This window comes from Psychrobacillus sp. FSL K6-2843 (assembly GCF_038626375.1).
GTDB lineage: Bacteria > Bacillota > Bacilli > Bacillales_A > Planococcaceae > Psychrobacillus > Psychrobacillus faecigallinarum.
The window spans coordinates 3,392,610-3,410,162 of sequence record NZ_CP152021.1 but is presented as its reverse complement, the minus strand read 5'-3'; the positions used below and the strand labels follow the sequence as shown (position 1 = coordinate 3,410,162).

Here is a 17,553-nt window from a genome sequence, read left to right as displayed (position 1 = left end):
GAGGGGAGTTTTGATTAATAAAAGTGGCTCTATAAATTATAATTACATTGGTTTACAGGCTCTATATGAGCGATTAGGGAATGATCATCCTATGAAAGCATTAATACATTCCAAAGTAATGTCTGTAAAAGCAGGTATTAATGGAGAGGCAATTATAGAAGGTATATTTAATAAATATGCTTTTCCCTTTGAATATAATATCATGTTTGATTTGAATCTTAGTGCGGATGGTAAGTTTCAAATAGATGCCTTATTCATTTCTCGACATTATATATTAATGCTTGAGTCGAAAAACATTATTGGTGAACTAAGCTTTGAAAGAGAGCCATTTTGTTTAAGAAGAAAACTGGAGAGCGGTCATGTTGATATTTTTGAGAGTCCAGAGGTTCAATTGGAAAGAAATTTGAACATGCTACATAGATGGCTAGAGAATCGAGGTATACAAATACCTCTAGTTGGGGCCATCGTGTTAAGCTCTACAAAGTCTGAAATTATAAAGCCTCCAGAGAATGCATGCATTATGTATCCAAGTAGTATTCCGAATTTTATATGGAATCAGTCAAGAAAGGCTGCATTTCTATCAACCAATCAATTGGAAGAGTTAAGTAAGAGTATTCTTAAGGCTCATAAAGATTATTATCCTTATCCAATGTGTAAAGCATGGGGGATAGATTCTAATGACTTGATCAAAGGTGTGAGATGTAAGGTATGTAACAAGATAGGCATGCGGCGTGTTATACGAACATGGAAATGTCCACATTGTCTTAATCAGCACAAGGATGCGCATATTTTAGCTATTAAAGAATGGTTTATGTTAGTTGGTGAAGAAATGACAAACAGTGATTGTCGAAGTTTCTTAAAGATAGAAAAGAGTCAGACAGCGACTAGGTTATTGCAGAGCATGAAGTTGAAAACTATTGGTGAAGGAAAAGGTGCAAAATATAAAATGAGTAGAAAAATGCTGAACGGTCATAAAATAATTTATCCGGTCATAAAAAATTCTATGCGGTCATAAAGTCAGCCTATCCGGTCATAAAACCAAGCTATCCGGTCATAAATCTCCACGAACGGTCATAAATCCAAAATCCATCCCAAAATAGACCCCAATTCAAGCTTCATTTCAGTCACAACATTCAAAATTTCCATCAAGCATTCCAAAAACATGTATTTTCCTCATACTTCATTCATTCCTCTGTCATTATGGATATTTTCACCCACACATTCTTAAGAACAACTACAATTCTTCAATTTTCCGATTAGGTCTAACCATAAAGGGTATATATTAATACATCTTCAACCAATGGGAAAGTATTAAATTAGAGGAGTTGAAAGAATGTTAGAAAATGCATTTACTATGGTTTTGATTATCTTTGCGATTAACATTGTTTATGTTACCTTATCAACAACAAGAATGATTCTAACACTGAAAGGCTATCGTTATGTTGCAGCGTTTATGAGTATAATAGAAGTAACCGTTTATATAGTAGGTTTAGGACTGGTGTTAGATAACTTGGATGCAATCCAGAATTTAATTGCTTATGCGCTTGGTTTTGGTACAGGGATTATCGTTGGTTCTAAACTTGAGGAAAAAATGTCTTTAGGATATATTATGGTCAATGCTATTTCTACTGAAAGTGACGTTAACCACTTATCCTCTATTTTGAGGGAAGAGGGGTATGGTGTTACAGATTGGACTGCAAATGGTCTGGAAGGTCACAGACAAGCATTGCAAATATTAACTCCGAGAAAATACGAAGTTAAGCTGTATAATCGGTTAAAGGAAATCGACCCGAAAATATTTATCATTGCTTATGAGCCCAAAACTATTCATGGGGGCTTCTGGGTCAAAACGGTTCGGAAAGGGAAGTTATTTAGATGAAGCAAGAAACCAAATGGTTTGAAGTGGAGGAAAACGAAAGCATCTCTGCTTGTATGGAAAAGATGGCAAAGCAAGGCTTTCAGGTGGTCGGTAGGAGAGAAGAGCCTTTATTTGCAGAGATAGACGGAGTTCCTACCCCTATAAGACAAATGATTCAATTAAAAGGAATAAAAGATAAAGAATCTTGAAATAAGTACTAAAAACCGAACATTATAGTTTTCTGAAAATTAATTGTTCGCTTTTAACCGTTGACGTTACTATCTAGACTTGTTAGAATATTAATAGTAATAGAACGATTTTATCCCCATATATGCTAAAGAATTGGCTTTAGCGTCTCTACCAAGTCACCGTAAATGACAGGACTATGAGGGAAAGCGACTTTTGGAAACTACTAAAAGGGTGAGTTCTTATATGCATATGCAAATAACAAACCCATTTTCTATGTTCCTCAAGTAAACTGCTTTTCTTCTAAAAGAAGACAGTTTATTTGAGGAATTTTTTGTTTAAAAAGGAAGGGACGAAAATAATGGACGCAAAAATTGGTGTAATTATGGGTAGTTCTAGTGATTGGGAAACAATGAAGCATTGCTGTGAAATCTTAGATGAGTTACACATTCCATATGAAAAACAAGTAGTTTCTGCACATCGTACCCCTGATCTTATGTTTGAATATGCGGAGCAGGCAAGAGATCGAGGTATACAAGTTATTATTGCTGGAGCTGGCGGAGCAGCACATTTACCTGGAATGGTAGCTGCAAAAACAACTCTTCCGGTCATCGGGGTGCCAGTCCAATCTAAGGCATTGAATGGATTAGATTCCTTGTTATCAATTGTTCAAATGCCTGGAGGAGTTCCAGTAGCAACGGTAGCTATAGGAAAGGCAGGAGCTACAAATGCAGGGCTACTAGCGGCACAAATTCTTTCCATTCAAGATGCAGAAATTACTAGTAGATTAGAGAATCGAAGAGAAGCAACGAAAAATAGCGTCTTAGAAAGTAATGGTGAGCTACGATGACGAAGACAATCTATCCAGGACAAACAATAGGAATTATTGGTGGGGGACAGCTTGGTAGAATGATGGCCCTTGCAGCCAAAGAGGCAGGGTTTAAAGTAGCGGTACTCGAGCCAACGATGGACTCTCCTTGTGGTCAGATTGCAGATATTCGAATTGTGGCGCCATATAATGATGAGGCTGCATTAGAAGAATTAGCCGATGTAAGTGAAGTTATAACATATGAGTTTGAAAATATAGATTATGAAGGTCTAAAACGTCTTGCAGAAATTGCCTATGTTCCTCAGGGGGCAGATTTGGTAAGAATTACGCAGGACCGTATTTTAGAAAAGAAATCTATAAGAGCAGCTGGAGTTCCGGTGGCAAAATTTATAGAGGTACAAAACTATGATGAGCTAGTGTCCAACATTGACAACATTGGTTACCCTTGCGTGGTGAAAACTACGCGAGGAGGGTATGATGGTAAGGGACAGCAAATTGTCAAAAGTAAGGATGCTTTAAAACTAGCTAAGCCTCTTTTTGAACACTCGGCGTGTATTGCAGAGGCGTTTGTACCATTCAATAAAGAAATCTCTGTAATCGTTCAAAGAAATGGAAATGGTGAAACCTATTGCTTGCCAATCGGGGAAAATATTCATGTGAACCATATTCTACACGAAACCATTGTTCCAGCAAGAATTAGTACATCTCTATCGGACAAAGCGGTGGAAGCTGCTGAAACAATTGCGAACCATTTGAATTTAATAGGGACGCTTGCTGTTGAAATGTTTGTGCTAGAGGACGATAAATTACTGATTAACGAGTTAGCACCTAGACCCCATAACTCCGGTCACTATTCTATAGAAGCTTGTAATGTCTCTCAATTTCATCAGCATGTAAGAGCTGTTTGTGGTTGGCCATTACGACAACCAAAGCTATGGACGAACGCAATTATGGTTAATGTACTAGGACAGCATGTTATCCCTGTAACAAACTCGCTAAGCAAGTATCCAAACTGGTCGCTGCACTTGTATGGTAAAAGTGAGGCAAAGGAAAATAGGAAGATGGGACATGTTACTATCCTTTCGGACAATATCGAGGAAACACTGACAGAAATTGAACAATCAAAAATTTGGTCTTAATTTGGAGGAAAAGAAATGATAGAACGCTACACACGCCCTGAAATGGGAGCGATTTGGACAGAAGAAAATAAATACAATGCGTGGTTAGAGGTAGAAATACTAGCTTGTGAGGCATGGGCAGAGATTGGTGATATACCAAAGGAGGATGTCGCACTTCTTCGTAAAAATGCATCCTTTTCTGTAGATCGTATTTTAGAGATTGAGCAAGAAACAAGACATGACGTAGTAGCATTTACTCGTGCAGTATCCGAAACTTTGGGGGAAGAGCGTAAATGGGTGCATTACGGACTGACATCTACGGATGTAGTAGACACCGCTCTTTCTTATGTGATCAAACAAGCTAACGGCATTTTACGTAAAGACATTCAAAATTTTATTGAGATATTAGAAAACAAGGCTAAAGAGCACAAATATACGGTAATGATGGGTCGTACACATGGTGTTCATGCAGAGCCGACTACCTTCGGTTTAAAACTAGCTCTATGGACAGAAGAAATGAAGCGTAATCTTGAGCGCTTTGAGGCTGCGGCTACTGTAATTGAAACAGGAAAAATGTCAGGAGCAGTTGGTACTTATGCAAACATCGATCCATTTGTTGAACAGTATGTATGTGAAAAGCTAGGATTAGCAGCATCACCAATTTCAACTCAAACATTACAACGTGATCGTCATGCTCAATACTTAAGCGTAATTGCATTAGTAGCAACTTCTATCGAGAAATTTGCAACAGAGATTCGTGGTCTTCAAAAGTCAGAAACTCGTGAAGTCGAAGAGTTTTTCTCAAAAGGGCAAAAGGGTTCATCGGCAATGCCTCATAAACGTAACCCGATAGGATCAGAAAATATGGTTGGGATGGCACGTCTCATTCGTGGATATATGATGACTGCCTATGAAAATGTAGCCTTATGGCATGAAAGAGACATCTCTCACTCTTCTGCTGAGCGTGTAATTTTACCGGATGCAACAATTGCACTGAACTATATGTTAAATCGTTTTAGTAACATCGTGAAAAATCTTACTGTGTTCCCTGAAAATATGAAACGAAATATGGATTCTACTTTAGGGCTGATTTACTCGCAACGTGTTTTACTTGCGCTTATTGACAAAGGGCTGGCTCGCGAAACTGCTTATGATACAGTACAGCCACTAGCAATGAAGGCTTGGGAATCTCAAACAGCTTTCCGTAACTTTGTGGATGCAGATGAAAAGATTACTTCATTATTAACAAAAGAAGAGTTGGATGATTGTTTTGACTACAATTACCACATTCAGCACGTCGATATGATTTTTGACCGCTTAGGCTTAAACGAATAGAGTTAACGAAAACATTAAGGCATATCTGAATAATGGAGGAAATTACCGTGATAAAAGGCGATCTATTATACGAAGGTAAAGCAAAAAGATTATATGCAACAGAGAACGAAGACGTTCTCTATGTTGCATATAAGGATAGTGCCACTGCATTTAATGGAGAAAAGAAAGCAGAAATTGGTGGTAAGGGAATATTAAATAACAAAATTACTACCATACTTTTCGAACAGCTAAAAAAGTATGGTATTGAGTCTCACTTTATCGAGCAAATCTCTGAAAATGAGCAGCTTGTAAAGAAGGTGGAAATTATTCCACTTGAGGTTGTCGTTAGAAATATAGCCGCTGGTAGTCTTTCAAAAAGACTCGGGATGGCAGAGGGCACTCCTTTAAAAAAACCAATCGTTGAGTTTTATTTCAAGGATGATGACCTTGGGGATCCACTCTTAACGAATGCACATTTGGAATTATTAGAAATTGCTTCACCAGTAGAAATAGATACGCTTCAAACAATGGCGCTCGAAGTTAACCAGGTGCTTCGCCCAATATTCTCTGATATTGGTGTTACTTTAGTAGATTTCAAATTAGAGTTTGGTAAAACAACTGACAGCGCTATTTTGCTTGCTGATGAAATCTCTCCTGATACTTGTAGACTATGGGATAAAGAAACAAACAAAAAATTAGATAAAGACGTGTTCAGACGCAATTTAGGAAGCTTAACAGAGGTTTATGAAATTATACTTTCCCGTCTAGGAGGACTATCAAAATGAAAAAAGTTAAAGTATATGTGACACTTCGTGAAAGTGTTTTAGATCCACAGGGGAGTGCAGTAATGGGTGCTCTACACTCTATGGACTATAACGAAGTAACTGACGTTCGAATCGGTAAATATCTGGAGCTACAAATTGAAGAAGGAACACGTGATGTAGATACAGTTGTAAGAGAGATGTGTCAAAAGCTTTTAACTAATACAGTAATCGAAGACTATCGTTATGAGGTTGAGGAGGCTGTAAGCAAATGAAGTTCGCGGTAATCGTATTTCCAGGATCGAACTGTGATTTAGATATGTACCATGCGATTAAAGACGAGCTTGGAGAAGAAGTAGAATATGTTTGGCATGATGAGAAGGATTTAAGCGGATTTGACGCTATTTTATTGCCAGGCGGATTCTCTTATGGTGACTACTTACGTTGTGGTGCTATTTCTCGCTTCTCGAATATTATGTCAGAAGTAGTGAAGGCTGCTGAAGCTGGTAAGCCTGTACTAGGCGTATGTAATGGTTTCCAAGTACTGACAGAGGCTGGCCTTTTGCCTGGTGCACTATTGCGCAATAAAGACTTGAAATTTATGTGCCGAACAGTTGACTTAAAGGTAGTGAACAATGAAACTCAATTTACCTCTTCATATGAGAAGAATGAAGTTATTCAAATCCCTATTGCCCATGGGGAAGGAAATTATTATTGTGATGAGCTAACACTAACGTCTTTAAAGGAAAACAACCAAATTGTTTTCACCTATGCTTCAGAAAATCCGAACGGAAGTATTGAAGATATCGCAGGTATTGTAAATGAAAGAGGAAATGTTCTTGGGATGATGCCACACCCAGAGCGTGCTGTAAACGAAATTATGGGTGGAAATGATGGATTAGCGTTATTCAAATCTATTTTGAAACAGTGGAGGGAATCTCATGTCAGTCATGCTTGAACCAAATCCGGAGCAAATTAAAGAACAGAAGCTATATGCTCAAATGGGAATGTCCGATGAAGAATTTGCTATGGTAGAAAACATTCTAGGTAGACTACCAAACTATACAGAGACTGGTTTGTTCTCGGTTATGTGGTCAGAGCATTGCTCTTATAAAAATTCTAAGCCAGTTTTACGCAAATTCCCTACTAAGGGACCACAAGTTTTGCAAGGTCCTGGTGAAGGCGCAGGGATAGTCGATATTGGTGATGGTCAGGCAGTAGTATTTAAAATGGAATCTCATAACCATCCCTCTGCAATCGAACCTTATCAAGGAGCTGCAACTGGGGTAGGAGGAATTATCCGAGATGTATTCTCTATGGGCGCTCGTCCAATTGCAATGTTAAATTCATTGCGCTTTGGAGAACTAAAAACACCACGCGTAAAGTATTTGTTTGAAGAAGTAGTGGCAGGTATTGCTGGTTATGGTAACTGTATAGGTATCCCAACTGTTGGAGGAGAAATTCAGTTTGATGACTGCTATGAGGGTAACCCATTAGTAAATGCTATGTGTGTAGGCTTAATCAATCATGAGGATATTCAAAAAGGTATTGCGGCTGGTGAAGGTAACACGGTGATGTACGCAGGAGCAAAAACAGGACGTGACGGAATTCACGGAGCAACATTCGCTTCCGAAGAATTGACGGAAACTTCTGAAGAAAAACGCCCTGCAGTTCAAGTAGGAGACCCATTTATGGAGAAACTTTTGCTTGAAGCTTGCTTAGAGGTTATTAAATCTGACGCTATTATCGGAATTCAAGATATGGGAGCAGCAGGATTAACTTCTTCTTCAGCAGAAATGGCTTCCAAAGCTGGTTACGGAGTAGAGATGAATTTAGACTTTGTTCCACAACGTGAGACAGGTATGACTGCCTATGAAATGATGCTATCTGAATCACAGGAACGAATGCTGATTGTTGTAAAAAAAGGCCGTGAAGAGGAAATTGTAGAGATTTTTGAAAAATACGGTCTAGACTGTGTAGCAGTTGGTAAGGTGACGAACGATAAAATGCTTCGTCTATTGCATAAAGGGGAAGTAGTGGCAGAGGTTCCTGCAGATGCATTAGCGGAGGAAGCACCTGTTTATTATAAGACATCAGCTGTTCCTGCTTATTTCACAGATTTTCAAGCAATGGAAAACAAAGAACCACTAGTAACAGACTATAAAGAAACTCTTTTAAATCTTCTCCAACAGCCAACGATTGCTTCAAAGGAATGGGTATACGATCAATACGATTACCAGGTCCGTACTAGCACAGTAGTAACACCTGGTTCTGATGCAGCAGTTGTACGCGTTCGAGGAACAAATAAAGGTCTTGCTATGACGACAGATTGCAACTCCCGCTATATTTACTTAGATCCAGTTGCTGGAGGTAAGATCGCTGTGGCAGAGGCAGCACGTAATGTAGTGTGTTCTGGTGCTAAGCCGCTTGCAATTACAGATTGCTTGAATTTTGGTAACCCGGAAAATCCAGAAATATTCTGGCAGCTAGATCAGTCTGCTGAAGGAATTTCAGCCGCATGTATCGCATTAGAATCACCGGTAATTGGAGGAAACGTGTCCCTTTATAATGAAAGAAGTGGAACAGCAGTTTATCCGACACCTACGATTGGTCTTGTAGGATTAGTGGAGGATTTGGCTCATGTAACGACTCAATCCGTTAAACAAGCGGGGGATCTAGTTTATTTGATTGGTGACACTAAAACTGAATTTGGTGGATCTGAGCTACAAAAATTAGTAGAAGGACGTATTTTTGGTCAAGCACCTTCTATCGATTTAGATGTAGAGGCAGCTCGTCAAACGGCTTTACTATCAGCGATTAAAGCTGGCTTAGTACAGTCTGCACACGATATTGCAGAAGGTGGATTTGCAGTAGCCCTAGCTGAAAAAACGTTCGATGCTAAAGGGCTTGGAATTGAAGTGACGGTTCAAGGTTCGGCAATAACAACCCTATTCAGTGAAACACAGTCTCGTTTCATTGTGACTGTTAAATCTGAAAATGCTAGTCAGTTTGAAGCACTAGTACAAGATGCGGTGAAAATTGGACAGGTAACTGATACAAACAATCTAGTAATCTCTCAAGAAAACGGAACTACTTGGATAAACGGTTCTGTTGAGGAATTCCGTTCCGCTTGGAAAGGAGCAATACCATGCTTACTGAACTCAGAGGCTTAAATGAAGAATGCGGAGTGTTTGGAATTTGGGGACACTCAAACCCAGCAGCTATGAGCTATTACGGTTTACATGCATTGCAGCACCGGGGACAGGAGGGTGCTGGAATCGTAGTAACAGATGGTAAGTCATTGCGAGCTGTTAAAGGTGAAGGTCTTGTAAACGATGTGTTTAACAATGGGAAGTTGGAGCAGCTTGAAGGTCATTCAGCAATTGCCCATGTCCGCTACGCAACTGCAGGGGGATCAGGTATAGAGAACGTACAACCGTTACTATTTAATTCTACTACTGGCAGCCTGGCAATTGCTCACAATGGTAACATCGTAAATGCCACTCGTTTAAAGCGTAATTTAGAGCAGCAAGGGAGCATCTTCCAAACAACTTCGGATACAGAGGTGCTAGCACATTTACTTAAAAAAAGTAGACTTCCTTCATTTGAAGAACGTGCAAAGCAATCTCTTCGACTATTAGAAGGAGCATTTGCTTTCATCATTTTAACTGAGGATGGAATGCTAGTCGCACAGGACCCACAAGGTATGCGTCCTCTTTCTTTAGGGATGCTAGATAATGCTTGGGTGGTTGCTTCTGAGACGAGTGCCTTTGATTTAATAGGTGCAGAATTAGTTCGCTCGATTGAACCAGGAGAGCTATTAATCATTAATGATAATGGCTGCCGTTCTGAACGATATATGGAGAAGAGAGATCGTGCTATTTGTACAATGGAATATGTATATTTTTCTCGTCCAGATTCAGATATAGATGGTATTAACATTCACTCAGCAAGAAAACGATTAGGAAAACAGCTTGCAAAAGAGATCTTCATCGCTGCTGACGTAGTAACAGGCGTTCCGGATTCAAGTATCTCTGCTGCAATTGGATTTTCAGAGGCTACAGGAATTCCTTATGAATTAGGACTTATAAAAAACCGATATGTAGGCAGAACATTTATACAGCCTTCGCAGGATTTGCGTGAGCGTGGAGTGAAGATGAAGCTATCACCAGTGCGTCAAGTAGTTAAAGGTAAGCGAGTGGTAATGGTAGATGATTCAATCGTTCGGGGAACAACGTCTAAAAGAATTGTGAATATGTTAAAAGAAGCCGGAGCAACAGAGGTTCATGTAGTAATTAGCTCTCCTCCTTTAAAAAATCCATGCTTTTATGGAATAGATATTAGTTCCGACTCGGAGCTGATTGCAGCAAATAATACTATCGAAGAAATGAGAGTCCTAATTGGTGCGGATTCCCTTTCCTTCTTATCGGTTGAGGGAATGGTAAAAGCTATTGGGAGACCCGAGGGAGAAAAGAATTGTGGTCATTGCTTAGCCTGTTTCACAGGAGAATACCCAACGGATATATTCCCAGACACGAAATTACCACATGAAAAAGAGCTTGTTCGATAGGAGGATTATAAATGTCAAAAGCATATGAAAAAGCTGGTGTAAATATTGAAGCTGGCTATGAAGCAGTTGAGCGCATGAAATCACATGTCGAACGCACAGCTAGAAAAGGAATCATGGGTACATTTGGTGGCTTTGGGGGAATGTTTGACTTATCTTCCTTGAATTATAAGGAACCAGTTTTAATCTCTGGAACAGATGGAGTTGGGACGAAGCTCAAGCTTGCCTTTATGACTGACACTCATGACACAATCGGGATTGATTGTGTGGCTATGTGTGTAAATGATATTGTCGCTCAGGGTGCAGAGCCTTTATTTTTCTTAGATTATGTGGCAGTAGGTAAGGCAGTGCCAGCTCGCATCGAACAAATTGTGAAGGGCGTTGCAGATGGCTGTGTTCAGTCAGGAGCGGCTTTAATCGGTGGAGAAACAGCAGAAATGCCAGGGTTATATGAAGAAGACGAATATGATTTAGCGGGATTTGCTGTTGGAGCATGTGAAAAGTCTAAAATTGTTTCGGGTGAAAAGATATCTGAAGGGGACGTTTTAGTCGGTATTGCCTCTAGTGGAGTTCACTCTAATGGATATTCCCTTGTGCGTAAAATAGTATTTGAAGAACAAGGATACGAGACGGATACAGTAGTAGGAGGCTTCGAAGAGCTTGGAAAAATAGGCAAGGCTCTATTAACTCCTACTAAGATCTACGCGAAACCAGTAATGGAGATGCATCAAAATTTAAACATTCACGGAATGGCACATGTAACTGGCGGAGGGTTCTATGAAAACCTTCCACGTATGATGCCAGAGGCTTTAGCGGTGGAAATTGATCTTGGCTCATGGGAAGTGCTTCCGATATTCCAATTTTTAAAGGAAAAAGGTCAGCTCACGGATAAGGATCTTTACAATGTATTTAATATGGGAATTGGTTTTGTACTAGCATTGTCTCAAGAAGAGGCAGAGAAGGCGATTGCTATAGCTGAGTCTCATGGAGAAAAGGCATATACAATCGGTCGTGTGGTGAAAGGTGAAGGTGTTCTATTCAACGGAACACATGACGGGAGCTTAGTGTAATGAATACAGGACCAAGATTTGCCGTCTTTGCTTCTGGAAGCGGCTCTAATTTTCAAGCAATCTATGATGCTGTACGGACAGGTAGGTTAATAGGTGAACCCGTATTAGTTGTAACTAATAAACAAGACGCTTACGTTGTAAAACGTGCAGAGGCAGTAGGAGTAGAAACACTTGTTTTAAAGCCGACTAGCTATTCTACAAAAGACGCCTATGAGCAGGAGATTTTAAAAAAGCTACAAGAACTGCAGGTCGAATGGCTAGTGCTTGCTGGATATATGAGATTAGTTGGCAATATATTGTTGGATGCATTTCCAAATCGTATTGTTAATATTCATCCATCCTTACTCCCAGCATTTCCTGGAAAGGATGCTATTGGTCAAGCATTGAAGCATGGAGTAAAGGTTACTGGAGTTACAGTACATTTGGTAGATGCAGGTATGGATACCGGACCAATACTATCTCAATATGCAGTAGAGGTTGTAGCGGAGGATCGAGAGAAGACAGAGGAAAGAATCCATGCAGTGGAGCATGAATTATACGTGAAGACCTTACAACAGCTATGGAGTTAATGGAAGAAGATAAGACAATGCCTGTAACGAATATTCACATTGACAAGGTAGTATAAGCTCGTACTTTCAAAAAAGTATGTCATAAAATAAAGTATGTTGATTTCTGCTCTAGTCTGACGCTTTCCGCGGGGTGAGCGATAAGCCATCCCCGTCGCTAACGCGTCGTTTGTGATTTTTCCGCACGCTAATAAGTAGGTGCGGACATAGGCTGCACTTTTCTTATTAATGAGTAATATTGATTTTTCGATAAATTAGGAGGAATTATTGTGTCAAAACGTGCATTAATCAGTGTATCAGATAAATCAGGAATTCTTGAGTTTGCAAAAGAGCTGGAACAGCTTGGTTACGAAATTTTATCAACTGGTGGTACTAAATCATTTTTAGAACAAAATGGTGTTGCCATTACTTCTGTTGACCAAGTGACAAACTTTCCAGAGATTTTGGATGGTCGAGTAAAAACATTAAATCCTATGATTCACGGTGGATTATTAGCGAAACATGATGATCCTTCTCACCAAGCTCAGTTGGAGGAACATAAAATCACACCGATTCAAATCGTTTGTGTAAATCTTTATCCTTTCCGAGAAACAATATCAAAGCCTGACGTAGCATTTGAGGATGCGATTGAAAACATCGATATTGGTGGACCATCTATGCTCCGTTCTGCAGCAAAGAATCATCAATACGTAACAGTGGTTACCGATGCCGCGGACTATGATGAAGTATTAAGCCAGCTAAAAGAAAACGGAGAAACTACTATTGAAACACGTCGTAGACTTGCTGCTAAAGTGTTCCGTCATACTGCTGCATATGACGCCTTAATCGCAGATTATATGACAAATCTTGCGGGGGAAGATTTCCCAGAGCTATTAACCCTTACATATGAGCGTAAACAAGCGTTGCGTTACGGAGAAAATCCTCATCAACAGGCTGCTTTCTATAAACGACCACTTGGCTCAGATTTCTCAATTGCATCGGCTAAGCAATTACATGGAAAGGAGCTTTCCTATAATAATATCCAAGATGCCAATGCTGCTATCCAAATTGTTAAAGAGTTTGAATTGCCAGCTGCTGTAGCGGTGAAGCATATGAATCCATGTGGAGTAGGTACAGGAAAATCAATCTCTGAGGCATTCCAAAAAGCCTACGAAGCAGATTCTACCTCTATTTTCGGAGGGATTGTAGCTTTAAACCGTGAAGTGGATTCAGCTACCGCTAAAACATTGGCAGGAATTTTCTTAGAAATTATTATAGCTCCGTCCTTTTCTGAGGAAGCTATTGCAATGCTTACAGCAAAGAAAAATATTCGCCTATTGACCATTTCTTATGAACAAACTAAAAAAGACAAATGGAATACTGTATCGGTGGAGGGCGGATTATTAATACAATCTCCTGATACATTTGGATTAAAAGATGCAAATATAAAGGTTGTTACGGACCGTGAACCAACAGAGGAAGAATGGAAATCGATGTCATTAGGTTGGAACGTTGTGAAGCATGTGAAATCTAACGCAATCGTGGTAGCGACTAAGGACATGACAGTCGGTGTAGGTGCAGGTCAAATGAATCGTGTGGGATCTGCAAAAATTGCACTTGAACAAGCAGGAGGCCTTGCAAAAGGAGCAAGCCTTGCATCAGATGCTTTCTTCCCTATGAATGATACGGTGGAGACTGCTGCAAAAGCTGGAATTACAGCAATTATCCAAACTGGAGGATCTGTAAAGGACCAAGATTCCATCGATAAAGCAAATGAATATGGAATTGCTATGGTATTTACAGGTGTACGTCATTTTAAACACTAAAGGAGGCTTCCCCATTCATGAATATTCTTGTTATTGGTAGCGGAGGGAGAGAGCATGCAATTGCTAAGCAGTTTCATTTATCTCCGTCTGTGGAAAAAGTGTTTGTAGCACCTGGAAATGCCGGAATGGCAAAGGAAGCTCAAATCGTTCCAATAGAGGCCCTTGCATTTAAAGAATTAGCCAAGTTTGCAAAGGATAATGAAATAGATTTGACGTTTGTCGGACCAGAGCAACCCCTTGCAGAAGGAATTGTAGATTTCTTTGAGGAACAAGGCTTACGCATTTTTGGACCAACGAAGGCTGCTGCACAAATTGAAGGAAGTAAAACCTTTGCTAAAGAATTAATGGACAAATATGGTATTCCGACTGCTGCTTATGAAACCTTTACAGAGGTAGACAAAGCAAAGGAATATATTGAAAGGCTTGGGGCTCCAATTGTTATAAAAGCGGATGGACTTGCTGCTGGCAAAGGTGTTGTAGTTGCCATGACGGTTGAAGAGGCAAATTCTGCAGTAGAAGACATGATTGGTAACCAATTGTTTGGAGAATCTTCTTCGCGTGTTGTAATAGAAGAATTTTTAGATGGAGAAGAATTTTCATTTATGTCCTTTGTTCACAAAGGGACTATTTATCCAATGGTTATTGCTCAAGACCATAAACGTGCTTTCGATGGCGATAAAGGTCCGAACACTGGAGGTATGGGGGCGTATTCCCCAGTTCCACAAATTTCTCAGGCAGTGGTGGATACTGCTTACGAAACTATCGTGGTGCCAACAGTTCAAGCAATGACGGCTGAAGGCACGTCATTCACAGGTATATTATATGCTGGTTTAATCCTTACTAAGGAAGGACCAAAAGTCATTGAATTCAATGCCCGTTTTGGTGATCCAGAAACCCAAGTAGTTCTCCCTAGAATGAAAAGTGACTTTGGGCAGTTCATGAAATCATTGATGGATGAAAAGCCATTTGATTTGTTTTGGTCTGATGAAGCTATGCTAGGTGTAGTGATTGCTGCGGATGGTTACCCAGAAAATCCAATCAAAGGTGCAAAACTACCTAACTTAGATTCTTTATCTGAAAAAGGCTTGCATATTTTTCATGCAGGCACGAAGAAACAGGATGAAGACTTTGTTTCAAATGGGGGTCGCGTAATTTTAGTAGCAGCAAAAGAGACCTCATTAAAAGCTGCGCAAGATAAAGTATACGAAGGTCTTTCTAGTCTAGAATGGAATGACTTATTCTATCGAACTGATATTGGCTGGCGTACATTTAAATGACCACGAAAAGAATGTCCGGTAACATTACGGACATTCTTTTTTAAGATAGGAAGCATATTTCTTTTTACAAAACTTTTTAATTGAAGCGACAGACGTCGACTCCAGCGGGAGCAGGGAGACAGATGGCTTATTGCTCCCTCGCGGTAAGCGTACGTCTAAAGCTGAAATCAACCGCAATTTGTTGAAGGCTTAGACGCTTGCACTTTTCTTATCATATTTTTTTCAAATAAAACTATTATATAGTATCGAGTACTTTTATTCGTGAAGTAAATTTTAAAGTGTGATATAAACATCTTCATAAAATATAAGGGAATATACCTTTAAATTGGTTGATTAATTAGTAATGACAATAGACCTATTCATGTATCAGAATTTACAAAAAATACATTTCAGTGCTTTGCTTTACTAAAGTACTGTGCTACTATTATTTAAATAAAAGACTTACAGGAAGGAGAAGGAATCATGCATTATCCAATATGGAAAATCGAGCATATAAGGCATCAAATAGAAGTGGTGAACGGAACGAAAGCACCAGACATATTAATAACCAATGCTACCTACTTACATAGTCATCTTAAAAAATGGATTAACGGAAATATTTGGATTGTAAAAGATCGAATTGTTTATTCAGGTACTGATATGCCGCTTATTACGAATCAGACAGAAGTATACGATGCTGCTGGACAAAAAATTGTACCAGGCTATATAGAACCTCATGTTCACCCTTTTCAATTATATAATCCACAAACGTTTGCAGATTTTGCTGCACAGTTGGGGACAACAGCGTTTATTTCAGATAATTTAATCCTTTTCCTAATGTTGGAAAATAAGAAAGCGTTTTCAATTATGGACGAGCTTAAAAAGTTGCCTTTCTCTTTTTACTGGTGGTCTCGATTTGATTCTCAAACAGAATTAGAAAATGAAGAGCAACTATTCACCTCTAAAACAGTGGGAGAATGGATTAATCGTCCAGATGTTATTATGGGAGGAGAGCTGACAGGTTGGCCAAGATTATTATCTGGTGATGACCAAATGCTTTATTGGCTCCAGCAGGCAAAAACAAATGGAATGAAAATTGAAGGTCATTTTCCAGGAGCCTCAGAAAAGACGCTTGCCAGAATGCGTTTACTAGGAGCAGATGGAGATCATGAATCGATGACGATTGAAGAGGTTGAAAGAAGAATTCTTCATGGCTATGCTGTAACTTTAAGGCATTCTTCTATTCGTCCTGATCTGCCAAATCTCTTGAAGGACATTTTAGAAAAAGATCTTCACATTTTTGACCATTTAATGATGACTACAGACGGTTCTACACCCTCCTTCCATACGGACGGTGTAATGGATAAATGTATTCAAGTTGCTTTAGATGCTGGAGTTGACCCGATAGACGCTTATTTAATGGCTTCCTTCAATGTAGCAAAATATTATAACTTATCGAATTTACATGGTGTAATTGCTAGTGGTCGCTTTGCCACACTCAACTTCCTAGAGGACGAGCAAAACCCAGTGCCAATAAGTGTTTTGTCAAAGGGTGTTTGGTTAAGGAAGAATAGTGAAAAAGTAAGAGCATTAGATCCAGTTAATTGGTCAGGAATGCCGCCATTTAAACTTGACTTTGATCTTACTGATAGTGACTTTCAATTCTCTATGCCGTTTGGAATAGAGATGGTAAATGATGTTATTACAAAGCCTTATTCTGTAAGCGTAGATACTACTGACAATGAGTTATCTACAAACCATGATGAAAGCTTCCTGTTGCTTATAGACAGAAATGGTAAATGGAAGGTATCAACCTTGATAAAGGGATTTGCGAATAAGCTTATGGGCTTTGCTTCCTCTTATTCCAACACGGGGGATATATTGTTAGTTGGAAAGAATAAGGAAAGCATGCTTCAAGCCTTTAACGAAATAAAGAAGATGAATGGCGGAATTGTCATTGTAGAGAATGAACAAGTTGTTTGTTCTATTAGTCTTCCAATAGGAGGAGGACTCTCTGATAAACCGATGGAAGCACTTATAGAAGAAGAGGTAGAACTAAAAAAAGAACTAGCTGCTAGAGGCTTTAAGCATGGGGATGCTATATATACACTGCTGTTTTTACAGTCCACTCATTTACCTTATGTCCGGATAACACAAAAAGGGATATTCGATGTAATGAAGAAAAAAGTACTATTTCCAGCAGTTATGAGGTAGGAGGATTCG

Annotated in this window: 16 protein-coding genes and 1 riboswitch; all 16 genes read left to right on the top strand. The window is 39.3% G+C overall.

From position 1 onward, the window contains the following. The first annotated feature begins 10 nt into the window (after positions 1-10). A complete protein-coding gene (locus MKY94_RS17320) occupies positions 11-1,015 on the top strand; it encodes a nuclease-related domain-containing protein (protein WP_340863757.1) in 1,005 nt (334 codons plus the stop codon). Positions 1,016-1,333: 318 nt separating this feature from the next. Next, complete coding sequence (locus MKY94_RS17315) at positions 1,334-1,879, top strand: DUF5698 domain-containing protein (protein ID WP_144541586.1); 546 nt, start codon at positions 1,334-1,336, stop codon at positions 1,877-1,879. Next, positions 1,876-2,067 (top strand): NETI motif-containing protein, encoded by a 192-nt coding sequence (locus tag MKY94_RS17310; RefSeq protein WP_151112703.1) that lies wholly within the window; start codon positions 1,876-1,878, stop codon positions 2,065-2,067. Before MKY94_RS17315 ends, MKY94_RS17310 begins: the two co-directional genes overlap by 4 nt. Before the next feature lie 96 nt (positions 2,068-2,163). Then, positions 2,164-2,264: riboswitch (purine riboswitch) on the top strand. 141 nt (positions 2,265-2,405) lie between these two features. Beyond that, the gene (gene purE / locus MKY94_RS17305; RefSeq protein ID WP_340863755.1) at positions 2,406-2,894 is read left to right on the top strand and encodes a 5-(carboxyamino)imidazole ribonucleotide mutase; all 489 of its coding nucleotides are present in this window, start codon (positions 2,406-2,408) and stop codon (positions 2,892-2,894) included. After that, a complete protein-coding gene (gene purK, locus MKY94_RS17300; protein ID WP_191697805.1) occupies positions 2,891-4,012 on the top strand; it encodes a 5-(carboxyamino)imidazole ribonucleotide synthase in 1,122 nt (373 codons plus the stop codon). Before purE ends, purK begins: the two co-directional genes overlap by 4 nt. A 15-nt stretch (positions 4,013-4,027) precedes the next feature. Beyond that, positions 4,028-5,326, top strand: a complete 1,299-nt coding sequence (gene purB, locus MKY94_RS17295; RefSeq protein WP_154309950.1) for an adenylosuccinate lyase — start codon at positions 4,028-4,030, stop codon at positions 5,324-5,326. Between the two features lie 47 nt (positions 5,327-5,373). Next, positions 5,374-6,090, top strand: coding sequence for a phosphoribosylaminoimidazolesuccinocarboxamide synthase (gene purC / locus MKY94_RS17290; RefSeq protein WP_342577496.1), 717 nt, complete (start codon positions 5,374-5,376; stop codon positions 6,088-6,090). Continuing rightward, positions 6,087-6,341, top strand: coding sequence for a phosphoribosylformylglycinamidine synthase subunit PurS (gene purS, locus MKY94_RS17285; protein WP_144541598.1), 255 nt, complete (start codon positions 6,087-6,089; stop codon positions 6,339-6,341). The genes purC and purS overlap by 4 nt, the downstream gene beginning before the upstream one ends. Further along, positions 6,338-7,024: a phosphoribosylformylglycinamidine synthase subunit PurQ gene (gene purQ, locus MKY94_RS17280; RefSeq protein WP_151112710.1), complete on the top strand. Its 687-nt coding sequence runs from the start codon at positions 6,338-6,340 to the stop codon at positions 7,022-7,024. Before purS ends, purQ begins: the two co-directional genes overlap by 4 nt. After that, on the top strand, positions 7,008-9,239 hold the full coding sequence (purL, locus tag MKY94_RS17275) for a phosphoribosylformylglycinamidine synthase subunit PurL (RefSeq protein WP_151112712.1): 2,232 nt from the start codon (positions 7,008-7,010) through the stop codon (positions 9,237-9,239). The genes purQ and purL overlap by 17 nt, the downstream gene beginning before the upstream one ends. Next, entirely contained in the window at positions 9,215-10,636 is a 1,422-nt protein-coding gene (gene purF, locus MKY94_RS17270; RefSeq protein ID WP_342577495.1) for an amidophosphoribosyltransferase, read from the top strand. The genes purL and purF overlap by 25 nt, the downstream gene beginning before the upstream one ends. Positions 10,637-10,647: 11 nt before the next feature. Continuing rightward, entirely contained in the window at positions 10,648-11,703 is a 1,056-nt protein-coding gene (gene purM / locus MKY94_RS17265; protein ID WP_340863751.1) for a phosphoribosylformylglycinamidine cyclo-ligase, read from the top strand. Continuing rightward, positions 11,703-12,272, top strand: coding sequence for a phosphoribosylglycinamide formyltransferase (gene purN / locus MKY94_RS17260; RefSeq protein WP_191697802.1), 570 nt, complete (start codon positions 11,703-11,705; stop codon positions 12,270-12,272). Before purM ends, purN begins: the two co-directional genes overlap by 1 nt. Positions 12,273-12,538: 266 nt before the next feature. Next, a complete protein-coding gene (gene purH, locus MKY94_RS17255; protein ID WP_342577494.1) occupies positions 12,539-14,074 on the top strand; it encodes a bifunctional phosphoribosylaminoimidazolecarboxamide formyltransferase/IMP cyclohydrolase in 1,536 nt (511 codons plus the stop codon). 17 nt (positions 14,075-14,091) lie between these two features. Beyond that, on the top strand, positions 14,092-15,351 hold the full coding sequence (gene purD, locus MKY94_RS17250) for a phosphoribosylamine--glycine ligase (RefSeq protein WP_342577493.1): 1,260 nt from the start codon (positions 14,092-14,094) through the stop codon (positions 15,349-15,351). A gap of 462 nt (positions 15,352-15,813) precedes the next feature. Then, positions 15,814-17,544, top strand: coding sequence for an adenine deaminase C-terminal domain-containing protein (locus MKY94_RS17245; RefSeq protein WP_151112722.1), 1,731 nt, complete (start codon positions 15,814-15,816; stop codon positions 17,542-17,544). The last annotated feature ends 9 nt before the right edge of the window (positions 17,545-17,553 follow it).

Bases quoted from the DNA above. Each gene is read 5' to 3' on its own strand.
- MKY94_RS17315 (WP_144541586.1), top strand. From the start codon at position 1,334: ATGTTAGAAAATGCATTTACTATGGTTTTGATTATCTTTGCGATTAAC.
- MKY94_RS17310 (WP_151112703.1), top strand. From the start codon at position 1,876: ATGAAGCAAGAAACCAAATGGTTTGAAGTGGAGGAAAACGAAAGCATC.
- purE (WP_340863755.1), top strand. From the start codon at position 2,406: ATGGACGCAAAAATTGGTGTAATTATGGGTAGTTCTAGTGATTGGGAA.
- purK (WP_191697805.1), top strand. From the start codon at position 2,891: ATGACGAAGACAATCTATCCAGGACAAACAATAGGAATTATTGGTGGG.
- purB (WP_154309950.1), top strand. From the start codon at position 4,028: ATGATAGAACGCTACACACGCCCTGAAATGGGAGCGATTTGGACAGAA.
- purS (WP_144541598.1), top strand. From the start codon at position 6,087: ATGAAAAAAGTTAAAGTATATGTGACACTTCGTGAAAGTGTTTTAGAT.
- purQ (WP_151112710.1), top strand. From the start codon at position 6,338: ATGAAGTTCGCGGTAATCGTATTTCCAGGATCGAACTGTGATTTAGAT.
- purL (WP_151112712.1), top strand. From the start codon at position 7,008: ATGTCAGTCATGCTTGAACCAAATCCGGAGCAAATTAAAGAACAGAAG.
- purF (WP_342577495.1), top strand. From the start codon at position 9,215: ATGCTTACTGAACTCAGAGGCTTAAATGAAGAATGCGGAGTGTTTGGA.
- purM (WP_340863751.1), top strand. From the start codon at position 10,648: ATGTCAAAAGCATATGAAAAAGCTGGTGTAAATATTGAAGCTGGCTAT.
- purN (WP_191697802.1), top strand. From the start codon at position 11,703: ATGAATACAGGACCAAGATTTGCCGTCTTTGCTTCTGGAAGCGGCTCT.
- purD (WP_342577493.1), top strand. From the start codon at position 14,092: ATGAATATTCTTGTTATTGGTAGCGGAGGGAGAGAGCATGCAATTGCT.
- MKY94_RS17245 (WP_151112722.1), top strand. From the start codon at position 15,814: ATGCATTATCCAATATGGAAAATCGAGCATATAAGGCATCAAATAGAA.